This window comes from Rhizobium sp. ZW T2_16 (assembly GCF_044987325.1).
Taxonomy (GTDB): Bacteria; Pseudomonadota; Alphaproteobacteria; order Rhizobiales; family Rhizobiaceae; genus Neorhizobium; species Neorhizobium cellulosilyticum.
Genome location: NZ_JBJDRG010000001.1, coordinates 522,197 through 542,477, shown reverse-complemented (window position 1 = coordinate 542,477; position 20,281 = coordinate 522,197). Strand labels below are relative to the sequence as shown.

The following is a 20,281-nucleotide window of genomic DNA, read 5'->3' as shown; positions in this document are numbered from 1 at the left end:
GATGTTGGTGAAGACTACGGAGCGTTTCAGCCCCCAAGTCTCTCGCGACCATGAGCTGCCTCGAGATCCAGTGCTGGTCCGACAGGAACGATGCCGGTCGGATTGATGGTCTTGTGGCTGCCGTAGTAGTGGCCTTTGATATGGGCGAGGTTGCAAGTCTCGGCGATGCCGGGATGCTGATAAAGATCCCGCAAATATCCGGAAAGGTTCGGATAATCGGCAATGCGGCGAATGTTGCACTTGAAGTGGCCGACATAGACGGGATCGAAGCGCAAAAGCGTGGTGAACAGGCGCCAGTCGGCTTCGGTAATCTTGTCGCCGAACAGATAGCGGCTTGTTTCGAGGCGCCGATCCAGCGTGTCGAGCGTTTCGAACAGCGACGTGACGGCTTCCTCGTAGGCTTCCTGTGACGTCGCAAATCCCGCCTTGTAGACGCCGTTGTTGACCCGGTCGTAGACGATCGCGTTGAGCGCGTCGATTTCCTCGTGCAAGTCGGCGGGATAGAAATCGAGGTCCGAGCCGGTCAGGCCATCGAAGGCGCTGTTCATCATGCGGATGATTTCGGCGCTTTCATTCGAGACGATGGTATTCTGCTGCTTATCCCACAGAACTGGTACGGTCACGCGGCCGGAATAATGCGGATCGGCTTTGAGATAGACCTGATAGAGATAATCGGTGCCGAAGAGATCGTCGCCGGTTGCCCCGTCGCGGTTCTTGAATTCCCAGCCGTTTTCCAGCATCAGGTAATCGACCACCGAAACGGATATGAGGTCTTCAAGCTTCTTGAGCTTGCGGAAGATCAACGTGCGGTGTGCCCAGGGGCAGGCGTATGAAACGTAGAGATGATAACGTCCGGCTTCGGCCTTGAAACCGCCTTTACCGGATGGGCCAGCTGCGCCATCCGCAGTGACCCAGTTGCGAAACTGCGATTGCGATCGCTCGAAACGCCCCTTGGTTGCCTTCGTATCGTACCAGACATCCTGCCATTTGCCGTCAACGAGCCTGCCCATGGCGCTCTCCTTCTTGTTTCCCGGATAGATACGGCAAGGGCTTGAGATTGCGAGACGCAATTTTTCGAACAGTGCGTTTTTGCATTGGACGGGTGAAAAAAATCCTGCTAGTTGGCTTTTCACATTTTTGTGGGATACCTCAATTACATGACCGAAGCACGGGCACTGCGACGACGCTGAAGATCGACCAAGACGCCAGACGAGGCGTCATCGACTTCGCATGTCCTGTCCGCTCATTTTTACGGCTTCGGTTCTCCCATGTCTTCATCTGCCTCTCTGCACCTTGTCGCCCGGAAATCTCTGGCAAAGCACGATCTCGTCTATCTGACGGAAGACGCATCGCATGATGCGGCGATCGAGCTGATCAATGAGGAAGCTTTCGGGCCAGGCCGTCATGTGCGCGCCGCCGCGCGGATCCGCGAGCAGGGGCCGCATGACCGGTCGCTTTCCTTCATTTGTGCCGATGACGGCGAGACGATTGCTTCCGTTCGCATGACCCCGGTTCTGGCCGGCACGGTGAAGGGTCACATGCTCGGGCCGCTTGCCGTGCGGCCGACACACAAGAACATGGGCATCGGCCGGGAGTTGGTGCGGATCGCGATCGAAGCGGCAAAGCGCAAGGGTTCCGAAGGCGTGATCCTGATCGGCGATCCGCCCTATTACATGCCGCTCGGCTTCGAGAAGGTGGCCTATGACGCGCTGGCGTTTCCGGGGCCGGTCGATCCGGCGCGGGTGCTCGTCGTGCCGCTTGCCGAGGATGTGCATTCTCAGCTCAAAGGCGACATCTGCTGGCGTAAATAACGTAAATCAACTATGCATCTCGCATCGCCGGTAAATAGGGGAACCGGTGCCTCATGAAGAAGGCAGTGGGATGAGAGCAATTACGGTGGACGAGGCGCTCGACCGCGCCGGCGCTGGACGATACCAGCGTAGACTGATCGGGGTTTTTGGCCTCGTCTGGGCGGCCGATGCGATGCAGGTACTAGCTGTCGGGTTTACCGCGGCATCGATCGCCGCCAGCTTCGGGTTGACCATTCCCGAAGCCTTGCAGACCGGCAGCGTTTTCTTTCTCGGCATGTTTCTCGGTGCAATAGGATTCGGCCGCTTGGCGGACCGGATCGGCCGTCGTAATGTGCTGATCATCACCGTTTCCTGCGATGCGTTATTCGGCCTGCTTTCAGTTTTCGCACCCGACTTCACCATTCTCCTGATCCTCCGGTTCCTGACAGGCATTGCCGTCGGAGGCACGCTTCCGGTCGATTACGCGATGATGTCGGAATTCCTGCCGGCGAAAAATCGTGGACGCTGGCTGGTGGCGCTGGAAGGGTTCTGGGCGATCGGCACGTTGATTGTGGCACTTACTGCATGGATCGCGAGCGTTGCGGGCATGGCCGATGCCTGGCGTCTTATTTTTGCCGTGACCGCGCTGCCGGCGCTGATCGGGATCGGGATGCGTGTTCTCATCCCGGAATCGCCTATCTATCTTTTGCGCAGGGGCCGAAATGCAGAAGCGCGAGAGGTGATGGACCGGATACTGACCGTCAATAACGGCAAGGGGCTCGCCGATGACGAAGAGATTGCCCCGCCGATGGCATTGGCGCGCGAAGGCATTTTCTCGCCCGCCTTGCGCCGAACCAGTGTCATCATCCTCGCCATCTGGTTTCTGGTGTCTGTCTCCTATTACGGCATTTTCACCTGGATGCCGGCGAAGCTCGCAAGCGAGGGCTTCGGCTTCGTTCGCGGTTACGGTTTTCTGGTTCTGGTGGCACTTGCACAGATTCCCGGTTACGCACTGGCGGCCTACGGTGTCGAAAAATGGGGCCGCAAGCCGACGCTGACGGGTTTCTGTATCCTGTCTGCTGCCGGGTGCCTGCTTTTTGTACTCGGCTCCGGTTCTGTCGTCATCGGAACCTCGCTGCTCCTCATGAGCTTTGCGCTGCTTGGCACATGGGGCGCGCTTTACGCCTATACGCCGGAACTCTTCCCGACACGCTCGCGCGCCACTGGCATGGGGGCGGCCGGCGCGATGGCGCGTCTGGGCGGTCTGCTTGCACCTTCGGCGATGGTCTATGTGGTCAGCCACGGGTTCGGCCTGACGATCGGCATTTTTGCCGCTCTTCTTGCCTTGGCGGCCGTGGCGGCATTGATGATCCGGGTCGAGACGCGTGACGTCTCGCTCTCATGACGATTTCAGGCACCGCCTTGTCCGGCGGTGCCTGAATTACATTCAGTAATTGGCGCTGTAGAGCAGCGGTACCCAGTCGTAATTGGTCTCGTCCCGCCGAACGTGGCCGATGCCTGGGAAAGCGTGGTGAGCACCGGCGACCATATATTTCTGGTCAGCCGCTTCGGCAAAGGCAATCGCACGCGTAGCGGCCGCCTGTTTCTGGTCGACATCGAACTCGACAGTGATCTCAGGCCGATCATATTGCAGCACGTCGCCATGGGCGATATCGCCCCAAAAGACGATCTTCTCGCCCTTGCTTTCAATCGCTATGGCGCTGTGACCCGGCGTGTGGCCCTTGCGCAGGACGGATGTGAAGCCCGGAACGGGAGCAGCGTCATCCGCAAAGGTTTCGAATTTTCCCGCCGCGATATAGGGGCCGACGGCTGCCTCTGCCTGTGCGATCTGTGGGCCGATACCCAGATCGGATTTCGCCGCAGCATCTGCTTTCAGCCAGAAGTTTGCCTCGCGCTCGTTGACGTGAAGGACGGCATTTTCGAATATGCGCTTGCCGTTCCTCGACAGGCCGCCGGAATGGTCGGCGTGGATATGGGTGAGGATGACATCATCGATTTCGCTCGCCTTGTAACCGGCCGCTTCTATGTTGGCGACGAGCTTGCCGAGCGATGGGCCCATCAGATCGCCGGTACCGGCATCGATCAGGACAAGGCGTTCGCCTGTGTTGACGAGAAAGGCATTCACAGAGGTTTCCGTCGGGTTTTTCTGGAAGTAACCGGCGAGATAGGCCTCGGCATCCTTCTCTTCTATGCCTTCATAGATCCTGGCCATGGGAAGCGCCACTGTGCCGTCCGACAGGGCGGTGACTTCGTAGTCGCCGAGCTTCAGGCGGTAGTAACCTGCCGCCTGCCTTCCGACGATTGGTGCTTTGGCCAGAACAGCCGAGGGAAGGGCGGCGATGGCACCGGCGGCGAATGTCAGGCTGGCTGAGGTTTTGAGGAGAGCGCGGCGGGTCTGCATGGAAGAACTCCAGGTTGGTATGACAGGGTGGTCTTGAACTGACCTGGAGAGCACGTATGTATCGTTGTATCAGCAAACAAATCGATGCGGCTCATGACTACTATCGATCATTTCAATCTGCGCTCTTTCGACCTCAACCTGCTCGTCGCCTTTGACGCTTTGATATCCGAGGGTAGCGTTACCAAGGCAGCGAAGCGGTTGAAGATCCAGCAGCCGGCGATGAGCCATTCGCTTTCGACCTTGCGTGTTCTGCTTCAGGACGAGTTGTTCATTCGCGTCGGTCAGGTGATGCAGCCGACATCACGCGCGCGAAGCCTTGCGGTGCCGGTGCGTCAGGCGTTGAAACAGGCACAGCTGGCGCTGAGCGGCGGGGATGCGTTCGATCCGTCAACAGAAGAGCGGACATTCCGTATTGCCATGTCGCCCGAGGTGGAACTGCTGCTGATACCCGACCTTACGGCCCGTCTGCGGCGGCTTGCTCCGGGCATCCGGGTTTTGGCGCGGGTGTTTCCGTATGAGGCGATGGATCCGTCACTCGAGGATGGCAGCATCGATCTTGCGGTCGGCTGTACCTATACGCAAACGAGCCGACGGTCTTTCGAGACACTTTACAAGACCGAATTTGCCTGCTGCCACAATCCCGATCTGCTGACGCTGTCCAAGACTGTCGGCTTGGAAGCCTATCTTGCGGCAGAACATGCAACGATTTCCCAGAACGAGACGCTGCAGGGCTGCATAAAGGACGCGCTGGAAATTGCCGGTGTCGAACTCAATGTCGTTACCGCGGCACCCGGTTATATGTCGGTTCTCTCCGCGGCGCAGAGCAGTCCGCTGATTGCGACCGTGCCGAGCCGGATTGCCGAGCGTTACGCGCCACTGCTCGGTCTGGATGTCAGTCCGCTGCCGGTATCTCTGAGTTTTCCGCCGGTCAACATGGTCTGGGCAAACCATGCGGATGGAGATCCTGCCAATGCATGGCTGCGGCAGCAGATCCGCGATGTCTTTGCCTCCTCCGGTGTTCTTGACGACGACAGAAAACGTGCCTCGCAAATGGCGGAGCCGGAGTTGGAAACCGCCTAGATTTCAGAACATTTTGGCGAGCCATGTCACCACATGACCGCCGGAGAGCGCGTCGAGTTTGCCGATCTCTGTGTAACCGAGCTTCCGATAGAGGCTGAGCGCTTCCGGGTTCATCGTGTCGATATAACCACCGATACAGCCACGCTTGCGGGCCTCGTCCTCGGACATGGTCAGCATGCGGGTGGCAAGTCCCTGACCGCGCAGGTCTTCCGGGATGTAGAGCATCGAGACATAAAGCCAGCCGCGGCCGGTATAGCCGACGAGGCCGCCGCTGATTTCGCCACTGTCATCGTAAAGCGGGATTGTCAGTTCGCGGCGGTTACTTTCGCCGAAGGTGGCGATGTTGAAGGCGCGCAGTTTCTGCAGGATTGCGTCTTCCTCCAACGGCGCGATGCCTTCGGTCACTTTCAGTTCCATTCGGATGCACTCCTCCCAAAGAGGAGCGCATCGATAAACTAAAGGGCCTTTTTAAGGAAGGTGCGGGTGCGCTCGCCGACAAAGGCGGGCAGTTCTCCAAAGATCTCGTAGCCCTGGCGCTGATAGGCTTTGAGCGCCTGCGGGTTGAACGTGTCGATCCAGGCACCCCGGCACCCGCGACGACGGGCTTCGGTTTCCGCCTGCTGGAGAAGTGTTGCGGCCATGCCCTGACCACGCAGCAGTTCGGGAATGAACAGCAACTGGGTGAACAGCCAGCCCCAGGAGGTGTAGCCCGAAAGGCCGCCGATGGTCTGACCCTGTTCATCTCGGATGAGAACGGCAAGAGGCATGCGATCTGAAGGGCCAACCGTGGCTTCGTTATAGGCGGTCAGGCTTTTGAGAATGACATCCAGATCCTCGCCGATTGGCGAAGCGGTCACTTCGATATGCGGCCGCATCACCGTCCCTCGCGCCACCACATGGCAGCGACCGCAAAGAGGAGCGCCGAGAGGCCGGCGAAACCGGCAAACAGCGGCAGGCTGTTGACGCCGCGCAGGACGCTCTCGTCGGTCATGCGGATCGACATGCGGTTGGGATTGCTAACGCGGATTTCGCCACGGACCGGCAGGATATCCGGCAGAGTGATGTTTTCGCCTGAGGCGACGCGGGTAACGAGGCCGTGGGTCTTTTCCGCATAGGGCCTCAAGGTTTCCTCAGTCGAGATCATTGCCTTGAATTCAGGCGCATCGACGGCGCCGACATGCACGAGCGTCGAGAACTCGCCGTTCGACACCTGGAAGAGGCCGACCTCATCCATGCGGCGTTCGAAGCGGTACTGCCCCGGTTCTGCCTGAGTCATGGCGATGGTCTCACTGCGGCCTGACGGGAAGCGGACGGTTGCCGGGCCAGGATCGTCACCGATCGTCTGGCGCGTGGCCTCCAGCGTGCGACCGGAGGAGCGGGCGGTGAGCGCTTCTTCCTCGAGTTCCGGCTCCTTCATCAGCCAGTGGGCGATGCGGCGATAAAGCGCCACATGCGGGCCGCCGCCTTCGAAACCGCGTGCCCAGAGCCAGCCCTGATCGGACAAGAGCATGGCGACGCGGCCCTGGCCCTGACGGTTGAGGACGAGAAGCGGACGGTTGCCGTCGCCTTCCATCACCGTCTGGCCGCGCGGCTGGTCGACATCGATGGTGCGGAACCAGCGGCCCCAGGCGGGCGGTGTCTGGCCGGAACTGTCGAGGCCGCGGGTGACGGGGTGCTTCTGTCCGATTTCGGAGAGATGCGGGTAAAAACCTGCGCTATGGATCTCACCCGTCGGTGAGGCGGGGAGAACCTGTTCGAGCGGGGTAAGCGCGATCGAATCCTCGCTTGCATGTTCGGGGCCAGCGGCGATCAGCAGCGCGCCGCCATTCTGCACATATTGCGAGATGTAATCGTAATAGAGGATCGGCAACACGCCACGATGCTTGTAGCGGTCGAAGATGATCAGGTCGAAATCCTTGATCTTCTCGACGAAAAGCTCGCGGGTCGGGAAGGCGATCAGCGACAGTTCGTTGATCGGCGTGCCGTCCTGCTTTTCCGGCGGGCGCAGAATGGTGAAGTGGACGAGATCGACCGAGGCGTCGGATTTCAACAGGTTGCGCCAGGCGCGCTCGCCGGCATGGGGTTCGCCTGAGACCAGCAGGACGCGCAGGTTCTGGCGGATGCCGTCGATGACATGGACGGCGCGATTGTTGGCGGTCGTCACTTCGCCCGGAAGCTCATCGACGGAAAATTCCATGACATTGTTGCCGGCGCGCGGAACGGTGAAGGGGAAGGGTGTATTGGCGCCCGGCGAGGCGCGGAACGTGGCGATCTGGTCGCCGTTCATGCGCACGGTCACCTGGGCCGGTGTGTTGGTGGCGCGGCCGTCATCGACGACGCGCAGGGTCAGTTCCTGCTCCTCGTTGACGATACCGAAGCGCGGGGCGCGGACGACTTCCACGCGGCGGTCGAACTCGTCCGGTTGTCCGGTGATCAGACCGTGGACGGGGGCGTTGAAGCCAAGCTCCTGATTGGTGCCGGGCAGATCGTGAATCTGGCCATCGGTGACGAAGACTGCGGCACCAAGCCGGGCCGGTGGCACGTCGGACACGGCGGAGCGAAGCGCCGTGTAGAGGCGGGTCGAGGGCGTGTCGCTATCCGGGTCGTCCGCGACTTCGACAATGCGGGTCTCGATATTCGGGTAGCGGGCAAAGCGGTCACGAAGTTCGGCCAGCGCCTCGTCGGTCTGCTGCTTGCGCTCATCGGTTTGCTGGCTCTGGGAGCGGTCTACGACGATCGGCACGATGGTCGAGAGCTGTTCGCGGTCTTCCTGAAGCAGTGTCGGGTTGGCAAGCGCCAGGAGCAGGAAGGCGAGCGCCAGCATGCGCAGGCTTGAACCACGGACGCGGCGCCAGAAGGCAAGCGCGCAGAGGGCGAGTGCAAGGGCACCAAGTCCGATCAGGACAGGCCACGGGAAGAAGGGCGAAAACTCAAGGGTCATCGATGCTCTTTCCTACTGGCCAAGCCGTTCGAGAAGGGCAGGGACGTGCACCTGGTCGGCCTTGTAGTTGCCGGTCAGCATGTACATCATGATGTTGACGCCGGCGCGGTAGGCGTATTCGCGCTGCATGTCGTCCGGGGGAACGGTCGGCAGGACCGGTGCTCCCTGCTGGTCGACAGCCCAGGCACCGGCCAGATCATTGCCGGTGATCATGATCGGCGAGACGCCGTCGCCGCCCGAGGAGACCTGGTTGGCGCTGTTGCGCGCGTCCTGACGTGCCTCGACCCAAAGAGCGCTGCCATTGTAGCGGCCCGGAAAATTCGTCAGCAGATAGAATGACCGTGCAAGGACATGGTTTTCCGGAACGGGTTCGAGTGGCGGAATGTCGATATTGGCAAGAATTTGCTGCAGCCGTTCGCCATTCGGCGTGCTGCCGCCACCGCCAAGCGAGGAATACTGGTCGCGGGTATCGAAGAGCACGGTGCCGCCGTTGCGCATATAGGCGTCGATGCGCGAGATGGCGGCCTGCGAGGGCATCGGCGCATTGGCGGAAACCGGCCAGTAGATGATCGGATAGAAGGACAGTTCGTCCCTGGTGATATCCAGACCGACGGGTGCGCCGGGCTCCAGCGTCGTCCGATAGGTGAGGAACTCGGTCAGACCCGCAAGCCCCTGTTCGGAAATGCGATCGACATCGGCTTCGCCGGTCGTGACATAGGCGAGATGGGTCGTGTCGAGATGTTCGAGGATCTGTTCGTCGCCGGCCTTCGCACCGCTACCTTCCGGCATTTCCTGTGCGGAAACCGGGTGAGGCTGGAATGCGATGAGGCCGAAGGCGATTGCGGCAATTCCTGTTGCTGCAGCACCGGAGCGGCGTCGTGATCCCTTGGGCAGGCGCGAGAAGGCTCCGTTGATGAAAAGCACGATCAGGCTGTCGAGAATGAGCATGGCGAAGGCTGCCGCGAAAAGAGCGGGGCGCAGCGAGACGGCTTCGCCGCCGGCCAGACCTTCACGGGTGACAGCGCGACCGATCGGGGTGGGATCGAAGGCTGCGAGTTCTGCGCCGGGCGGCAAAAGGTTGACCGCGGAAAAGCCGTCTTCGGTGCCGTAGAGGCCCGGAGGATGATCGAAAGTGGCGGATGGCGTTTCGCCGGCGCGGATCATGATCGGGCGCACCCCACTGGTTTCGGTCGACAGCAGGCCGTCGGCAGTCAGCAGGCGATAGGCGGGCAGCGTCGCGGCTGCGTTTTCCGAACCTGCCGATGCGGTGGTTGCACCGCCGGCACGGGCCATCTGGACGACACGGCGAAGCATTTCGACGAAATTGCCGGAGAGCGGCAGATTCGACCATGTGGCTTCGGCGCTGGTGTGGAAGAGCACGAGGCGACCGGCATCGACATCACGGGTGGTAACGAGCGGCGTGCCATCGGCAAGGCTTGCCCAGGTGCGTTCGGCAAGATCCGGAGTCGGTTCGGCAAGAACCTGGCGGGTAACGGTAATGTCGGTTGCGCGGGGCATGCCGGCGAAGGGGCCGATAGTGGGGAAATCCGCCAGCGACTGCGGTTCCGACCAGGACATGGCACCGCCAAGCGCTCGTTCGCCCTGGCGCAGTCTCACAGGAACAAGCGGGTCATCGGCGGGGGCGGCCGCAAGGCGTGGACCGGCGAAGCGGATCAGCGTGCCGCCGCGGGCGATCCAGCGTTCCAGCGGTTCATAGGTCTCGGCCGGAAGACGACCGACATCTGCCATGATGATGGCGGACGGATTGTTTTCCAGGATTTGCGGGATTGCGACCGCAAGGTCCGCCGTATTCGTCTGGATGATATCGGCATAGGGCGAAAGTGCCCGGTTGATATAATAGAGCGGCTGCAGGAGCGGCTGGAAATCGCTGCCGCTCTCGCCGGAAATCAGCGCGATGCGGCGGCGCTTGAAACCGTCGTCGAGCAGATGGGTGGCGCCGGCAGTGGCGAGACCCTCGACGCTCAGCCGGGCGAAATCGTTGCGCAGTTCGAAGGGAGCCGAAATCTCAGCCGTCGCGGTGCCGGAACCGGCTGCAAAATCGACCGTACCGGAGGCGAGCGAGCGGCCTTGCTGGTCGAGTGCATTGACTGTCAGCTGTTGCGGAGCGGCGGTATCGAGGCGGGTTGCGGTGACGGCCATCGTCTCGGAATTGTTGGTGGCGCCGGTAAGCGCGACCGCGCCGCGGCCGTCGCCCTGATAGAGACGAACGTCATTGGGTGCGAAGGAGGCAAGGGCCGTCATCGCGTCACCATCGCCAGGGGCTGCAATGCCGTCGGAGATCAGGGCAACCGTGCCGAGCGGGTTGCCGTCGAGCGCTTCCTGCAGGGTGCGGATTGCGCGCAGGCGATCAGGAACGAGTGGTTTCGGTTCTGCTGCAGCAAGCTTGTCGCGAGCGGCAGACGCGGTGCCTGCGGTGGGCTCGTTGTCCGTGTCGGCGGTGAAGGTTACAGAGACAGGCACATCGGCGCTTTCGGCCTCGTCGATCAGCATGTTGGCCGTCTCGAGGCGGCGTTCCCAGTCGACCGAACTCGACCAGCCATTGTCGATGACAAGCGCGAGCGGGCCATTGGCATTGAGCGAGCTGGCGCGGGGGTTCATGACTGGATCGGCAATCGCGAGAATGACGGCGGCTGCAAGCAGCATGCGCAGAAGCGTCAGCCACCAGGGGCTCTGGGCCGGGGTTTCCTCGCGCTTCAGGACGGTTGCGAGGATGCGAAGCGGTGGAAAGACCTCGGCTTTCGGGCGTGGTGGGGTGAGGCGCAGCAGCCACCAGATGACCGGCAACGAGAGAAGACCAAAAAGGATCAGCGGATTGGCGAAAGCAAGCGCGTTCATGTGCGGCCTCCCGGAAATGCCGCGGGCATGCCTGACAGCTGGCTGTGAACGGCGACGAGTGCTTCGGAGGCGAGATGATCAGTGCGGTGGAAGGTGAAGCTCCAGCCAAGGTGGCGCAGGCCATCGCCGAGCGCTTCGCGGCGGGCGAGATAGGCACGCTGGTAATCCTCACGGATCATTTCTGCGCGGCCGGAGGTTAGTTTTTCGCCTGTTTCCGGATCGGTGAATTCGGTACGGCCGGTATAGGGGAAGGTCTCTTCAGCCGGGTCGGCGACCTCGATCACGTGTCCGCGCAGGCCGCGTTTTCCAAGCGGCGAGATGCGTGACATGACGCTGTCGGCATCATCGAGAAAATCGCCGATCAGAACGATATCGCTCTGGCCGCGGATCATCGCGGTTTCCGGCAGGCCGGTAGTGAGGGGAGCATGCATGATGGCGGTCGCCAACCGCTCCGCAGCGTTGCGGGCCGAGACCGGTTCCATGATGCCGGGACATCCTATCCGTTCGCCGGACCGGGCGAGGATTTCGGCAAGCGCCAGCATCAGAACAAGCGCGCGGCTTTCCTTGGAGACCATGGCGTAGGTCGACTTGTACATCATCGACGGCGACATGTCGGCCCACAGCCAGATCGTGTGGGCTGCTTCCCATTCGCGGTCGCGTACATAGGTATGGTCATCGCGAGCGGAGCGGCGCCAGTCGATGCGCGACAGGCTTTCACCTTCGGCATAAGGCCGGAACTGCCAGAAGTTTTCGCCCATGCCGCGTTTGCGCCGGCCATGCCAGCCGGCGATCACCGTATTGGCGATGCGCTTTGCTTCCACCATACAGTCGGGCACGAGTGCTGCACGCGCCTGGGCGCGGGAGAGGACTTCGCTGCTGGGTGTCTGCTCGACGATCTGGCCGATTGATGCCACGCATTGTCCTTTCAAGGAGGCGAATATTCCCGAGGGAAATTATCCGCGGGCCTGCTTTACCAATCCGGCGATCACGTCGCGCACCGACATGCCTTCGGCACGGGCGGCGAAATTCAATGCCATGCGGTGTTCGAGAACCGGTTCCGCCAGCGCATAGACATCGTCGAGCGAGGGGGCGAGGCGGCCCTGATAGAGCGCGCGGGCGCGGGCGGTCAGCATCAGCGACTGGCCGGCGCGTGGGCCGGGACCCCAGGCGACGTGGCGGTCGGTATCGGCATTGCCATGACCAGGGCGGGCCGAGCGGACGAGCGACAGGATCGCGTCGACCACCTTGTCCGATACCGGCATCTGGCGGATCAGCATCTGGATTTCCTGCAGGCGGGCGCTATCGATGACGCCGCGGGGCTTGGCTTCGGCAAGACCGGTCGTGCCAAGCAGGATCTGCCGTTCGGCATCAAGGTCAGGGTAGAGGACATCGACCTGCAGCAGGAAGCGGTCGAGCTGGGCTTCCGGCAATGGGTAGGTGCCTTCCTGTTCCAGCGGGTTCTGAGTTGCCAGAACATGGAACGGGGCGGGGAGATCGAAACGCTGGCCGGCGACGGTGATGTGATATTCCTGCATGGACTGCAGCAGCGCCGACTGGGTGCGCGGCGAGGCGCGGTTGATTTCGTCAGCCATAAGCAGCTGGGCGAAGATCGGGCCCTTGATGAAGCGGAAGGAGCGGCGACCGGTTTCGTCCGTATCCATGACTTCCGAGCCGAGAATATCGGACGGCATCAGGTCGGGAGTGAACTGAATACGGTTGGAATCGAGGCCGAGAACCGTGCCGAGCGTGGTGACGAGCTTTGTCTTGGCAAGGCCGGGCACGCCGACGAGCAGGGCGTGGCCGCCGGACAGGACGGCGAGGAGCGTGTTTTCCACCACCCGTTCCTGGCCGAAAATGACCTTGGCGATTTCCTCGCGGACGGCGGCTATATCGGACAGCGCCTTTTCGGCGGCAGCGACGATTGCCTTCTCGTCAAGAACGGCCTCGGTTGGATTCATCACGCCCATGTCGTTCCCCATAATCAAGGTCGATATTCATACGCCGGTCGGGTGCTTGCCCTCAGCACGAGTCGTTGCACCGCAGCAAGTACATTAGCCTCAGAAACTATTACCCGAAATAAGGCTGACAAGCTCGTTCCGAATGACTATCTCGTGAGGAATGATCGCGACGGTCAACGATTAATTTCGAACCGGGACTGAATGATGGCAGCAGAGACGATAAATTCGGCGCCCGACGCCGCCGGCCTTGCGGCCCTGATTTCGCGCGCTGCCGAGCAATCGGGAGGCAAAAATCGCGGATTGCCGCCGGTGGACAAGTGGAATCCGCCTTTCTGCGGCGATCTAGACATGGAAATCCGGGCTGACGGTACCTGGTTCTACATGGGAACGCCCATTGGTCGGGCGTCGCTTGTGCGGCTGTTTTCGACAGTATTGCGCAAGGATGACGACGGCAGAACCTATCTCGTCACGCCTGTGGAAAAGGTCGGAATCCGCGTCGTCGATGCGCCGTTCGTGGCGGTCGAGATGCAGGCGGGGGAGCAAAATGGCGCTCCGCTGATCACATTTCGCACCAATGTCGGGGATGTTGTCGAAGTCGATGCGGCCCATCCTCTGAGGTTCGATATTGTTGGCGAAGAGCGGCAGTTGAAGCCGTATGTGCTTGTTCGCAGACGGCTGGAGGCGTTGGTCTCACGGGCGATGATGTATGAGCTGGTCGCGCTTGGGGAGACTGTCACGATCGATGGGACCGAGATGTTTGCCGTTCGCTCAGGGGGCGAGGTCTTTCCGATCATGCGTGCGGACGAACTGGAGCGGCTGGCATCATGAGTGACCTGACCATGGACGAGACGGCACCGTTTTCAGCCGGAGAATTCCGTCGTCGCGCTCTGCATCAAAGCGGCAGGCCGCTCGATGCGGCCTGGGGTGATCATGGTGATCATCGGCTCAATCCGCAATTCGTAAACTTGGCGCGTGACCTCGAGCTGCGCGATGCGGCGGTGCTGGTGCCGGTCATCGATGATGGAAACGAGGCGAAGATCATCCTGACGCAGCGGACGGCAAGCCTGCGCAAACATTCGGGCCAGATCGCTTTTCCGGGCGGAGCCATAGATCCCGAAGACAGTTCGCCCGAGCAGGCGGCGCTGCGCGAGGCGCGTGAGGAGATCGGGCTTGATCCCAGTTTTGTCGAGCCATTGGCGCGACTGCCGAATTATTATGCCCCATCGGGGTTTCGCATCACGCCCGTGCTTTCCCTAGTCAGGCGCGGTTTCGAGCTGACGCTCAACCCGACCGAGGTGGACGATGTGTTCGAGGTGCCGCTGTCGTTTCTGATGAACGCGGCGAACCATCAGCAGGGCAGCCGCCAGTTCGATGGCACGGAGCGGCATTTCTATCTGATGCGCTACGAGGACCGGGATATTTGGGGGATTACCGCCGGTATCCTCCGCACGCTTTATGAAAGGCTTTATGCATGACTTCTGTGGCTGGCGAGACCTGGTTTCAGGACACGGCCCTGGGCCAAGTGATGGCGCTGTTGAATTCCGATGGCGGCGAGGCGCGGGTCGCAGGCGGCGCCGTGCGCAATGCGCTGATGGGGCTTGCTGTCGCCGATGTCGATATCGCGACGACGCTTAGGCCAGAAATGGTGGTCGAGCGGGCAAAGGCTGCCGGTATCAAGGCGGTACCGACAGGTATCGAGCATGGCACGGTGACGCTGGTCGTCGACGGCCGCGGCTTCGAGGTGACGACGCTGAGACGGGATGTCGAGACCAACGGACGCCATGCCGTGGTCGAGTTCGGCACCGACTGGACGGCGGATGCCGAACGGCGCGACCTGACGATCAATGCGCTTTATGCGGATGCCAAGGGCGAGGTGATCGATCTCGTCGAGGGGCTGAAGGATATAGAGACGCGCACGGTGCGTTTCATCGGTGACGCCAGCCAGCGGATCGCGGAGGATCATCTGCGTATCCTGCGGTTCTTCCGGTTCTTTGCCTATTACGGTTCGGGTCGGCCGGATGCGGATGGCTTGCGTGCCTGCGCGCGCGCCAAGGACATGCTTTCGAGCCTTTCGGCCGAGCGCGTCTGGACCGAAACGAAGAAACTGCTCGGGGCACCCGATCCGTCACGGGCGATGCTCTGGATGCGACAGGCCGGCGTTTTGACGGCAATCCTGCCGGAGACGGAAAAATGGGGCATTGACGGCATTCACGCTCTCGTCGCTGCTGAACGGGCGATCGGCTGGAAGCCAGAGCCGCTGTTGCGGCTGGCGGCGATCGTGCCGCCAGATGTCGAGCGGCTCGAAGCGCTTGCAAAGCGGCTGAGATTGTCGAATGCCGACGCGTTGAAGCTGCAACAATGGGCGGCAACGCCCATGCCACCGGATGAGGTAACGGATGTCGGTTTCGCACGGCTTCTCTACCGGCATGACCGGCTTGGCATGATATTCCGATTGAAACTGGCGCTTGCTTCGACCAGGGCGGTCGCCGAGGGCGATCCGGTGGCTATGCGCAAGAGCGCGAGGCTTTCTCAGCTTCTGTCCAAGGCAGAAAAATACCAGAAACCGGTCTTTCCGCTTTCGGGGGGCGATGTAATCGCTGCGGGCGTTCCGGCTGGAAAACGGGTTGGCGAGATACTCAAAGAGCTTGAGGAGTTCTGGATCAGCCGCAACTTTTTGCCCGAGCGGCCCGAACTGGCCGCCCGGTTGGCGAATATGGCCAGCGGCCAAAGCTAACCGCTAAGCCTTCAAGCAAGTCGCCGTCGCCAAGTCGCTGCACCATCTTGCGCGGCCTGTTTCAGGCTGGCGCGATCTCCTCGTTGCGGATACGTGCCTTGATGTTTTCCACCATGTTTTCGCGGATTATCTGTTCACCGTGATCGCTTCGCATATGCGCGACGGCGCGGCGCACGATCTCCGCGTCTTCTTCCGCGCGCGTGTGCCACTGGCAGCCGGGCACAAGCGTACCGCATTCAAAAAGCCGCATGGCCTTTACCTCCCTATGGTTGATGTCGGCCGCCCCGCATCGGGCGACCGAGAATAAACCGTCAGAATGCGTTGAGGTTCCGAAGCAAGGTCTCTGGTCAAGGACCAGAGCTAATCCCGGATGGCCCAGGACTGGAAAACCGAACCCGCTGGCGGGTTGACGGGCATCGACGGGGTCTCATCGGTTGCCGATGCATCCGGCTTAAAGCCGGCCAACTGGCGCTTCACCTGCGCAATGCAGAAGGAAAGAGGGAGTTCACCCCCGCTTTTTACCCGCATCTCCATTGCGAGACGGTCAATGAGTTCGGACTTGCTTGGTGTTTTGGAGTTTGCGTCGCCTTCAACGGGGGCGACGGATCGAGGCATGCTATTCGATGTAGTCATCGGATACTCCTCCCAGTGTATTTTCACAAACTAACACCGGGAGAGACGATTCGTGTATGACATTTATCAAATGTACGATGCCGTACGAAAAAAAGTTCGTGAGCGCTCGTGATCACGCTGGCTGTGGTTACGGCCAGCGTACCGCCGGGGGCAGGGAAGAGAGGATCGATTCCACATTCCCGCCCGTCTTCAATCCGAAGATCGTGCCGCGGTCGTAAAGCAGGTTGAATTCCACATAACGGCCCCGGCGTACCAGCTGTTCGTCACGCTGTTCTTCCGTCCAGGGGTTGTTGAAATTGGCTCGCACGATGCGCGGATAAACGAGGTTGAAGGCGCGTCCGACATCCTGAACAAAGGCGAAATCGGCATTCCAGCCGCCCTTGTCTTCCGAGGACTGCAGCCAGTCGAAAAAGATGCCGCCGATGCCACGTGGTTCGTTGCGGTGTTTCAGGAAGAAATACTCGTCGCACCATGCCTTGTAGCGCGGGTATTCAGCGACGGCCTCATGGCGTCTGCAGGTGATCTCCATGGCGCGGTGGAAGAGCTGGGTATCCGGGTCTTCCTGCGTGCGGCGGTCGTTCAACATCGGGGTGAGATCGGCGCCGCCACCGAACCAGTTGCTGGAGGTCACGACCATACGAGTGTTCATGTGAACGGTCGGGACATTGGGGTTGACCGGATGGGCAATCAGCGAAATGCCGGACGCCCAAAAACGGGGGTCTTCCTCCGCGCCGGGGATCTGGTTGCGGAAGTCCGGTGAAAATTCGCCATGGACGGTGGAGGTATGGACGCCGACTTTTTCGAAGACGCGGCCTTCCATCATCGACATGCGGCCGCCGCCGCCTTCGCCTTCATGGCGCAGCCAGTCCTTGCCGACGAATGCTCCGGGGGGCTGGTCAGAAAGAGAGCCTGTCAATTCGTGCTCAAGCGCTTCGAACGAGGCGCAAATCGTATCGCGCAGGTTTTCGAACCACGCACGGGCTGCCTGCTTCTTATCTTCGATATCCTCGGGCAGGCCTTTCGGCAGGTTCGGTCGTTCCATCATGCGTCCTCTCGTCATTGTGCGGTCGATTCGGCTCCTCTTTCCCCGCCATACCAGCAATGGCTTTAATGGGCCATTCTACCAGCCATTTCGAGGCTTCTCATCCATTGAAAATCGGACTCGCAAAACGTGCGAACCACGCTTATCTTCGTTTATTAGCAAGGTGCGGAGAGGCTTTCATGGCGAAATTCACACCACCGCCGCTCGACGGCTTGAAGCGGCGTATCGATCGCCACCGGCAGCATATGGCTGGCCAGCGCTCGGGCATGTTCGTGCGCGAAACCTACCAGATGTCGCGGATCGACGCGCGCGAAAAGGCGCGAGAATGGTTTGAGGAATTTCCCAAGGCTGCCTACTGGACCGAGGTGGAAAGCTGGCGGCAACTGGAGGGTGACCAGATCGAGTTCACCATGCGGCGCCTGCCGAGCGCGGACTAACCACATACGGTGCTAATCTTGATCTCAGGATCGTTTTTCCGCCTGCCTCAGTCTGCTTTCGATGAGCGAGCCGCTTTCATCCAGAATGGGATGAGCAACCGAGACGATGTGGGCGTTGATGCGTTTGAGATCGCGCAGCATGTCGAGATGTATCGAGCTCGTCTGCAGGCTTTCAAGCCTGCCTGCTCTGAGACGTTCGAGATGGCTTTCCGCTGAGCGTTTTTCCAGCCGCCGGACATCGACCTTTATCTCCATCAGTCGCCTTGCAAGGTTGACGTCGCCGGTGACGAAGACCGTCTGGGCGGTGCGCAGATTGTCGATCGTGAGATCAAAGAGATCGGCCAATTCCTTATAGCCGTCATCGGAGAATTTCAGGCCCTTTTCGATCTTCTTGCCCAGTTGGTCGCAGAGACCCTTTTCGATGATATCGCCCATATGTTCGAGGTTGATGGCGTAGTCGATGATGGCGATCGAACGTCGGGCATTGTCGTCGCCCAGTCCCTTTTGTCCCAGTTTCGACAGATAGAGTTTCACGTCCTGCTGCAGCCTGTCGACACGGCCTTCGAGGAGGGCGATCTCCTTCAAGGGCGCAAGATCGTTGTGCTTGAAGGCATTTTCGGTGCGGATCAGCATGCGTTCGATCTGATCGCCGACACCCAGAACTTCACGCGTCGCATTGGCGAGTGCGCGGATGGGATCATCCAGTTCGTCCGGATCGAGGAATTGCGGGCCTGTTTCCTTCTCTGGCTCCTCAGGGATCAGGCGGGTCATGAGATCCGAGATCAGGCCGCCGAAGGGCCAGGCGATGATTGCCAGAAGAAGGTTGAAGGCGAGATGCGCGTCGACCGGGAGTTTTTCGGGCGAGATCGGCAATGTCTGCAGAAGATCAGCGGCTATGCCGGCAAGCGGGAGAGCAAGAACGCAGCCGATGGCGCGGACAAGCAGGTTACCGCGCGTGATGCGGCGTGCTTCGGGCGGGCTGGTCAGCGTAGCGACCACGGGAGGGATCGCGCCGCCGAGATTTGCCCCGAGAATGAGGACGACGACCAGTCCCGGCGAGGCAATGCCGCTCGATGCCAGCGACAGGACCAGAATGACGATCGCGAGGCTTGACGAGGATACGAAGGCGAGAGCGGCGGAGAAGAGGAGTGCAACCAGCCAGCTGGAATCGAGCAGGTTCAGAAATGCTGCAAGTGCTGGCGATTGCCGCATCGGTTCAGTCGCCAGCCCAAGAACCTGGAGCGACAGAAGCATCAGGCCGATACCGATCAGCGCCGTACCGAAGCCTTTTCGAGCAGCAGAGCCGTTGCGCAACAAGATCACTCCGACGAGCAGCAGCAGCGGCGCAAAGACCTCGGTTCCTGCCGCGACCAGCCAGGCGGTGACGGCCGTGCCGATATTGGCGCCGAGCAGTACGATCTGCGCCATGCGCGGATTGACCAGACCGCGTTCGGCAAAGGAGGCGGTCATCAGCGCGGTGGCGGTGGAGCTTTGCAGGGCGATCGTTGCAACGAGGCCGGAGAGGAGGGAGCGGGGACCGCTTCTCGTACTGTTGGCAAGCCCGGTTCTCAGCCGAGCGCCAAAGGCGCGGGTCACACCTTCCTTTACCTGTGCAAGGCCGAAGAGAAGCAGTGCGACCGCACCCAGGATATTGATGACGACGAGCGTCGATTGCACTCCAAACTCCCCGAAATGATCATGGAAAACAGAGGGCGATTCCGTTGCCGGCTAATGAATGATAGACCTTTTCCGCACGTGATCAAGCCACCGCGCGCGACAGATTTTTGGGTTTTCGCGAAGCGCCTATGGTTGCCAGGATGTCTGGCGCATGGCTTCCCCGGCAATCATCGCAGCGGACATCGCCACATTGATGGAGCGTTGCCCTTCCACCATCGGGATCAGGATACGGCCTTCTACCGCATCGTGAACGTTTTCCGGCACACCGGCGCTTTCTCGGCCGAAAAGCAGGATGTCGTTCAGCCGATAGGCAAATTGTGTATAGGGCTCGGGCGATTTCGTCGTTGCAAGCACAAGCCTGCGTCCGCTCGACCTGCGCCATTCATCGAACTGAGCCCAGTTGACGTGGCGGGTGAGTGAGACCGCCGACAGATAATCCATCCCGGCGCGTTTCAGGTTGCGATCGGAAATATCGAACCCTGCGGGCTCGATGATGTCGACGCCGAGGCCAAGGCAGGCGGCAAGGCGCAGGATCGTGCCGGTATTGCCGGGAATGTCAGGCTGGTAAAGGGCGATGCGCAGGTCGGTCATGCCCTTTGATTAGCGGAGATGATGCTTGCCGCTCAAGTCCTTTCAGCCGTTCGGATGCGGGGATGCGGCTGATTGGGTCTTTTCAATTTTGCCGCGAGCGTGTAGAAGGGCGGCCTGTTT

Annotated in this window: 20 protein-coding genes; 7 read left to right on the top strand and 13 right to left on the bottom strand. The window is 60.8% G+C overall.

Going from position 1 to position 20,281, the window contains the following annotated elements:
• Positions 1-26: 26 nt before the first annotated feature.
• The gene (locus ACI3K0_RS02565; protein WP_404944854.1) at positions 27-1,010 is read right to left on the bottom strand and encodes a glutathione S-transferase family protein; all 984 of its coding nucleotides are present in this window, start codon (positions 1,008-1,010) and stop codon (positions 27-29) included.
• A gap of 300 nt (positions 1,011-1,310) precedes the next feature.
• Between ACI3K0_RS02565 and ACI3K0_RS02560 the strand changes: the two genes are divergently transcribed.
• Together ACI3K0_RS02560 and ACI3K0_RS02555 are read left to right on the top strand one after the other, a co-directional pair.
• On the top strand, positions 1,311-1,811 hold the full coding sequence (locus ACI3K0_RS02560; RefSeq protein WP_148145926.1) for a GNAT family N-acetyltransferase: 501 nt from the start codon (positions 1,311-1,313) through the stop codon (positions 1,809-1,811).
• A 70-nt stretch (positions 1,812-1,881) separates the two neighbouring features.
• Positions 1,882-3,195 (top strand): MFS transporter, encoded by a 1,314-nt coding sequence (locus tag ACI3K0_RS02555; protein ID WP_404944853.1) that lies wholly within the window; start codon positions 1,882-1,884, stop codon positions 3,193-3,195.
• A gap of 42 nt (positions 3,196-3,237) precedes the next feature.
• Here ACI3K0_RS02555 and ACI3K0_RS02550 read toward each other — a convergent pair whose 3' ends face one another.
• Complete coding sequence (locus tag ACI3K0_RS02550; protein WP_183821373.1) at positions 3,238-4,212, bottom strand: MBL fold metallo-hydrolase; 975 nt, start codon at positions 4,210-4,212, stop codon at positions 3,238-3,240.
• A 93-nt stretch (positions 4,213-4,305) separates the two neighbouring features.
• On the opposite strand from ACI3K0_RS02550, the gene ACI3K0_RS02545 reads away from it, so the two are divergent.
• Complete coding sequence (locus tag ACI3K0_RS02545) at positions 4,306-5,292, top strand: LysR family transcriptional regulator (RefSeq protein ID WP_183821374.1); 987 nt, start codon at positions 4,306-4,308, stop codon at positions 5,290-5,292.
• A gap of 3 nt (positions 5,293-5,295) precedes the next feature.
• Here ACI3K0_RS02545 and ACI3K0_RS02540 read toward each other — a convergent pair whose 3' ends face one another.
• The 6 genes from ACI3K0_RS02540 to ACI3K0_RS02515 are packed head-to-tail and all read right to left on the bottom strand — an operon-like array spanning position 5,296 to position 13,056.
• A complete protein-coding gene (locus ACI3K0_RS02540; RefSeq protein ID WP_404944852.1) occupies positions 5,296-5,709 on the bottom strand; it encodes a GNAT family N-acetyltransferase in 414 nt (137 codons plus the stop codon).
• A 38-nt stretch (positions 5,710-5,747) separates the two neighbouring features.
• The gene (locus tag ACI3K0_RS02535; RefSeq protein WP_404944851.1) at positions 5,748-6,167 is read right to left on the bottom strand and encodes a GNAT family N-acetyltransferase; all 420 of its coding nucleotides are present in this window, start codon (positions 6,165-6,167) and stop codon (positions 5,748-5,750) included.
• Positions 6,167-8,233, bottom strand: a complete 2,067-nt coding sequence (locus tag ACI3K0_RS02530) for a hypothetical protein (protein WP_183821377.1) — start codon at positions 8,231-8,233, stop codon at positions 6,167-6,169. Before ACI3K0_RS02530 ends, ACI3K0_RS02535 begins: the two co-directional genes overlap by 1 nt.
• A gap of 12 nt (positions 8,234-8,245) precedes the next feature.
• Positions 8,246-11,089 (bottom strand): DUF4159 domain-containing protein, encoded by a 2,844-nt coding sequence (locus ACI3K0_RS02525; RefSeq protein ID WP_404944850.1) that lies wholly within the window; start codon positions 11,087-11,089, stop codon positions 8,246-8,248.
• A complete protein-coding gene (locus ACI3K0_RS02520) occupies positions 11,086-12,003 on the bottom strand; it encodes a DUF58 domain-containing protein (RefSeq protein ID WP_183821379.1) in 918 nt (305 codons plus the stop codon). The genes ACI3K0_RS02525 and ACI3K0_RS02520 overlap by 4 nt, the downstream gene beginning before the upstream one ends.
• Before the next feature lie 39 nt (positions 12,004-12,042).
• Positions 12,043-13,056 (bottom strand): MoxR family ATPase, encoded by a 1,014-nt coding sequence (locus tag ACI3K0_RS02515; protein WP_183821380.1) that lies wholly within the window; start codon positions 13,054-13,056, stop codon positions 12,043-12,045.
• A 195-nt stretch (positions 13,057-13,251) separates the two neighbouring features.
• Here ACI3K0_RS02515 and ACI3K0_RS02510 point away from each other — a divergent pair, with 195 nt between their 5' ends.
• From ACI3K0_RS02510 to ACI3K0_RS02500, 3 genes are read left to right on the top strand one after another with little or no spacing between them, the layout of a single operon-like run.
• Positions 13,252-13,875, top strand: a complete 624-nt coding sequence (locus ACI3K0_RS02510; protein WP_183821381.1) for a DUF1285 domain-containing protein — start codon at positions 13,252-13,254, stop codon at positions 13,873-13,875.
• Entirely contained in the window at positions 13,872-14,522 is a 651-nt protein-coding gene (locus ACI3K0_RS02505; protein ID WP_183821382.1) for a CoA pyrophosphatase, read from the top strand. Before ACI3K0_RS02510 ends, ACI3K0_RS02505 begins: the two co-directional genes overlap by 4 nt.
• Positions 14,519-15,781, top strand: a complete 1,263-nt coding sequence (locus ACI3K0_RS02500; RefSeq protein WP_183821383.1) for a CCA tRNA nucleotidyltransferase — start codon at positions 14,519-14,521, stop codon at positions 15,779-15,781. The genes ACI3K0_RS02505 and ACI3K0_RS02500 overlap by 4 nt, the downstream gene beginning before the upstream one ends.
• Positions 15,782-15,842: 61 nt before the next feature.
• On the opposite strand, the gene ACI3K0_RS02495 is transcribed toward ACI3K0_RS02500, so the two are convergent.
• From ACI3K0_RS02495 to hemF, 3 genes are all read right to left on the bottom strand, one after another.
• Positions 15,843-16,031: a DUF1059 domain-containing protein gene (locus ACI3K0_RS02495; protein WP_148145602.1), complete on the bottom strand. Its 189-nt coding sequence runs from the start codon at positions 16,029-16,031 to the stop codon at positions 15,843-15,845.
• 110 nt (positions 16,032-16,141) lie between these two features.
• Positions 16,142-16,414, bottom strand: coding sequence for a hypothetical protein (locus tag ACI3K0_RS02490; RefSeq protein WP_183821384.1), 273 nt, complete (start codon positions 16,412-16,414; stop codon positions 16,142-16,144).
• 127 nt (positions 16,415-16,541) lie between these two features.
• Entirely contained in the window at positions 16,542-17,456 is a 915-nt protein-coding gene (gene hemF, locus ACI3K0_RS02485; RefSeq protein WP_148145925.1) for an oxygen-dependent coproporphyrinogen oxidase, read from the bottom strand.
• A gap of 179 nt (positions 17,457-17,635) precedes the next feature.
• Between hemF and ACI3K0_RS02480 the strand changes: the two genes are divergently transcribed.
• A complete protein-coding gene (locus ACI3K0_RS02480; RefSeq protein WP_183821385.1) occupies positions 17,636-17,893 on the top strand; it encodes a hypothetical protein in 258 nt (85 codons plus the stop codon).
• Between the two features lie 24 nt (positions 17,894-17,917).
• Here ACI3K0_RS02480 and ACI3K0_RS02475 read toward each other — a convergent pair whose 3' ends face one another.
• Both ACI3K0_RS02475 and ACI3K0_RS02470 read right to left on the bottom strand, forming a co-directional pair.
• Positions 17,918-19,570, bottom strand: a complete 1,653-nt coding sequence (locus tag ACI3K0_RS02475) for a Na/Pi cotransporter family protein (RefSeq protein WP_183821386.1) — start codon at positions 19,568-19,570, stop codon at positions 17,918-17,920.
• A 126-nt stretch (positions 19,571-19,696) separates the two neighbouring features.
• On the bottom strand, positions 19,697-20,161 hold the full coding sequence (locus ACI3K0_RS02470; protein ID WP_183821387.1) for a tRNA (cytidine(34)-2'-O)-methyltransferase: 465 nt from the start codon (positions 20,159-20,161) through the stop codon (positions 19,697-19,699).
• Positions 20,162-20,281 lie beyond the last annotated feature (120 nt).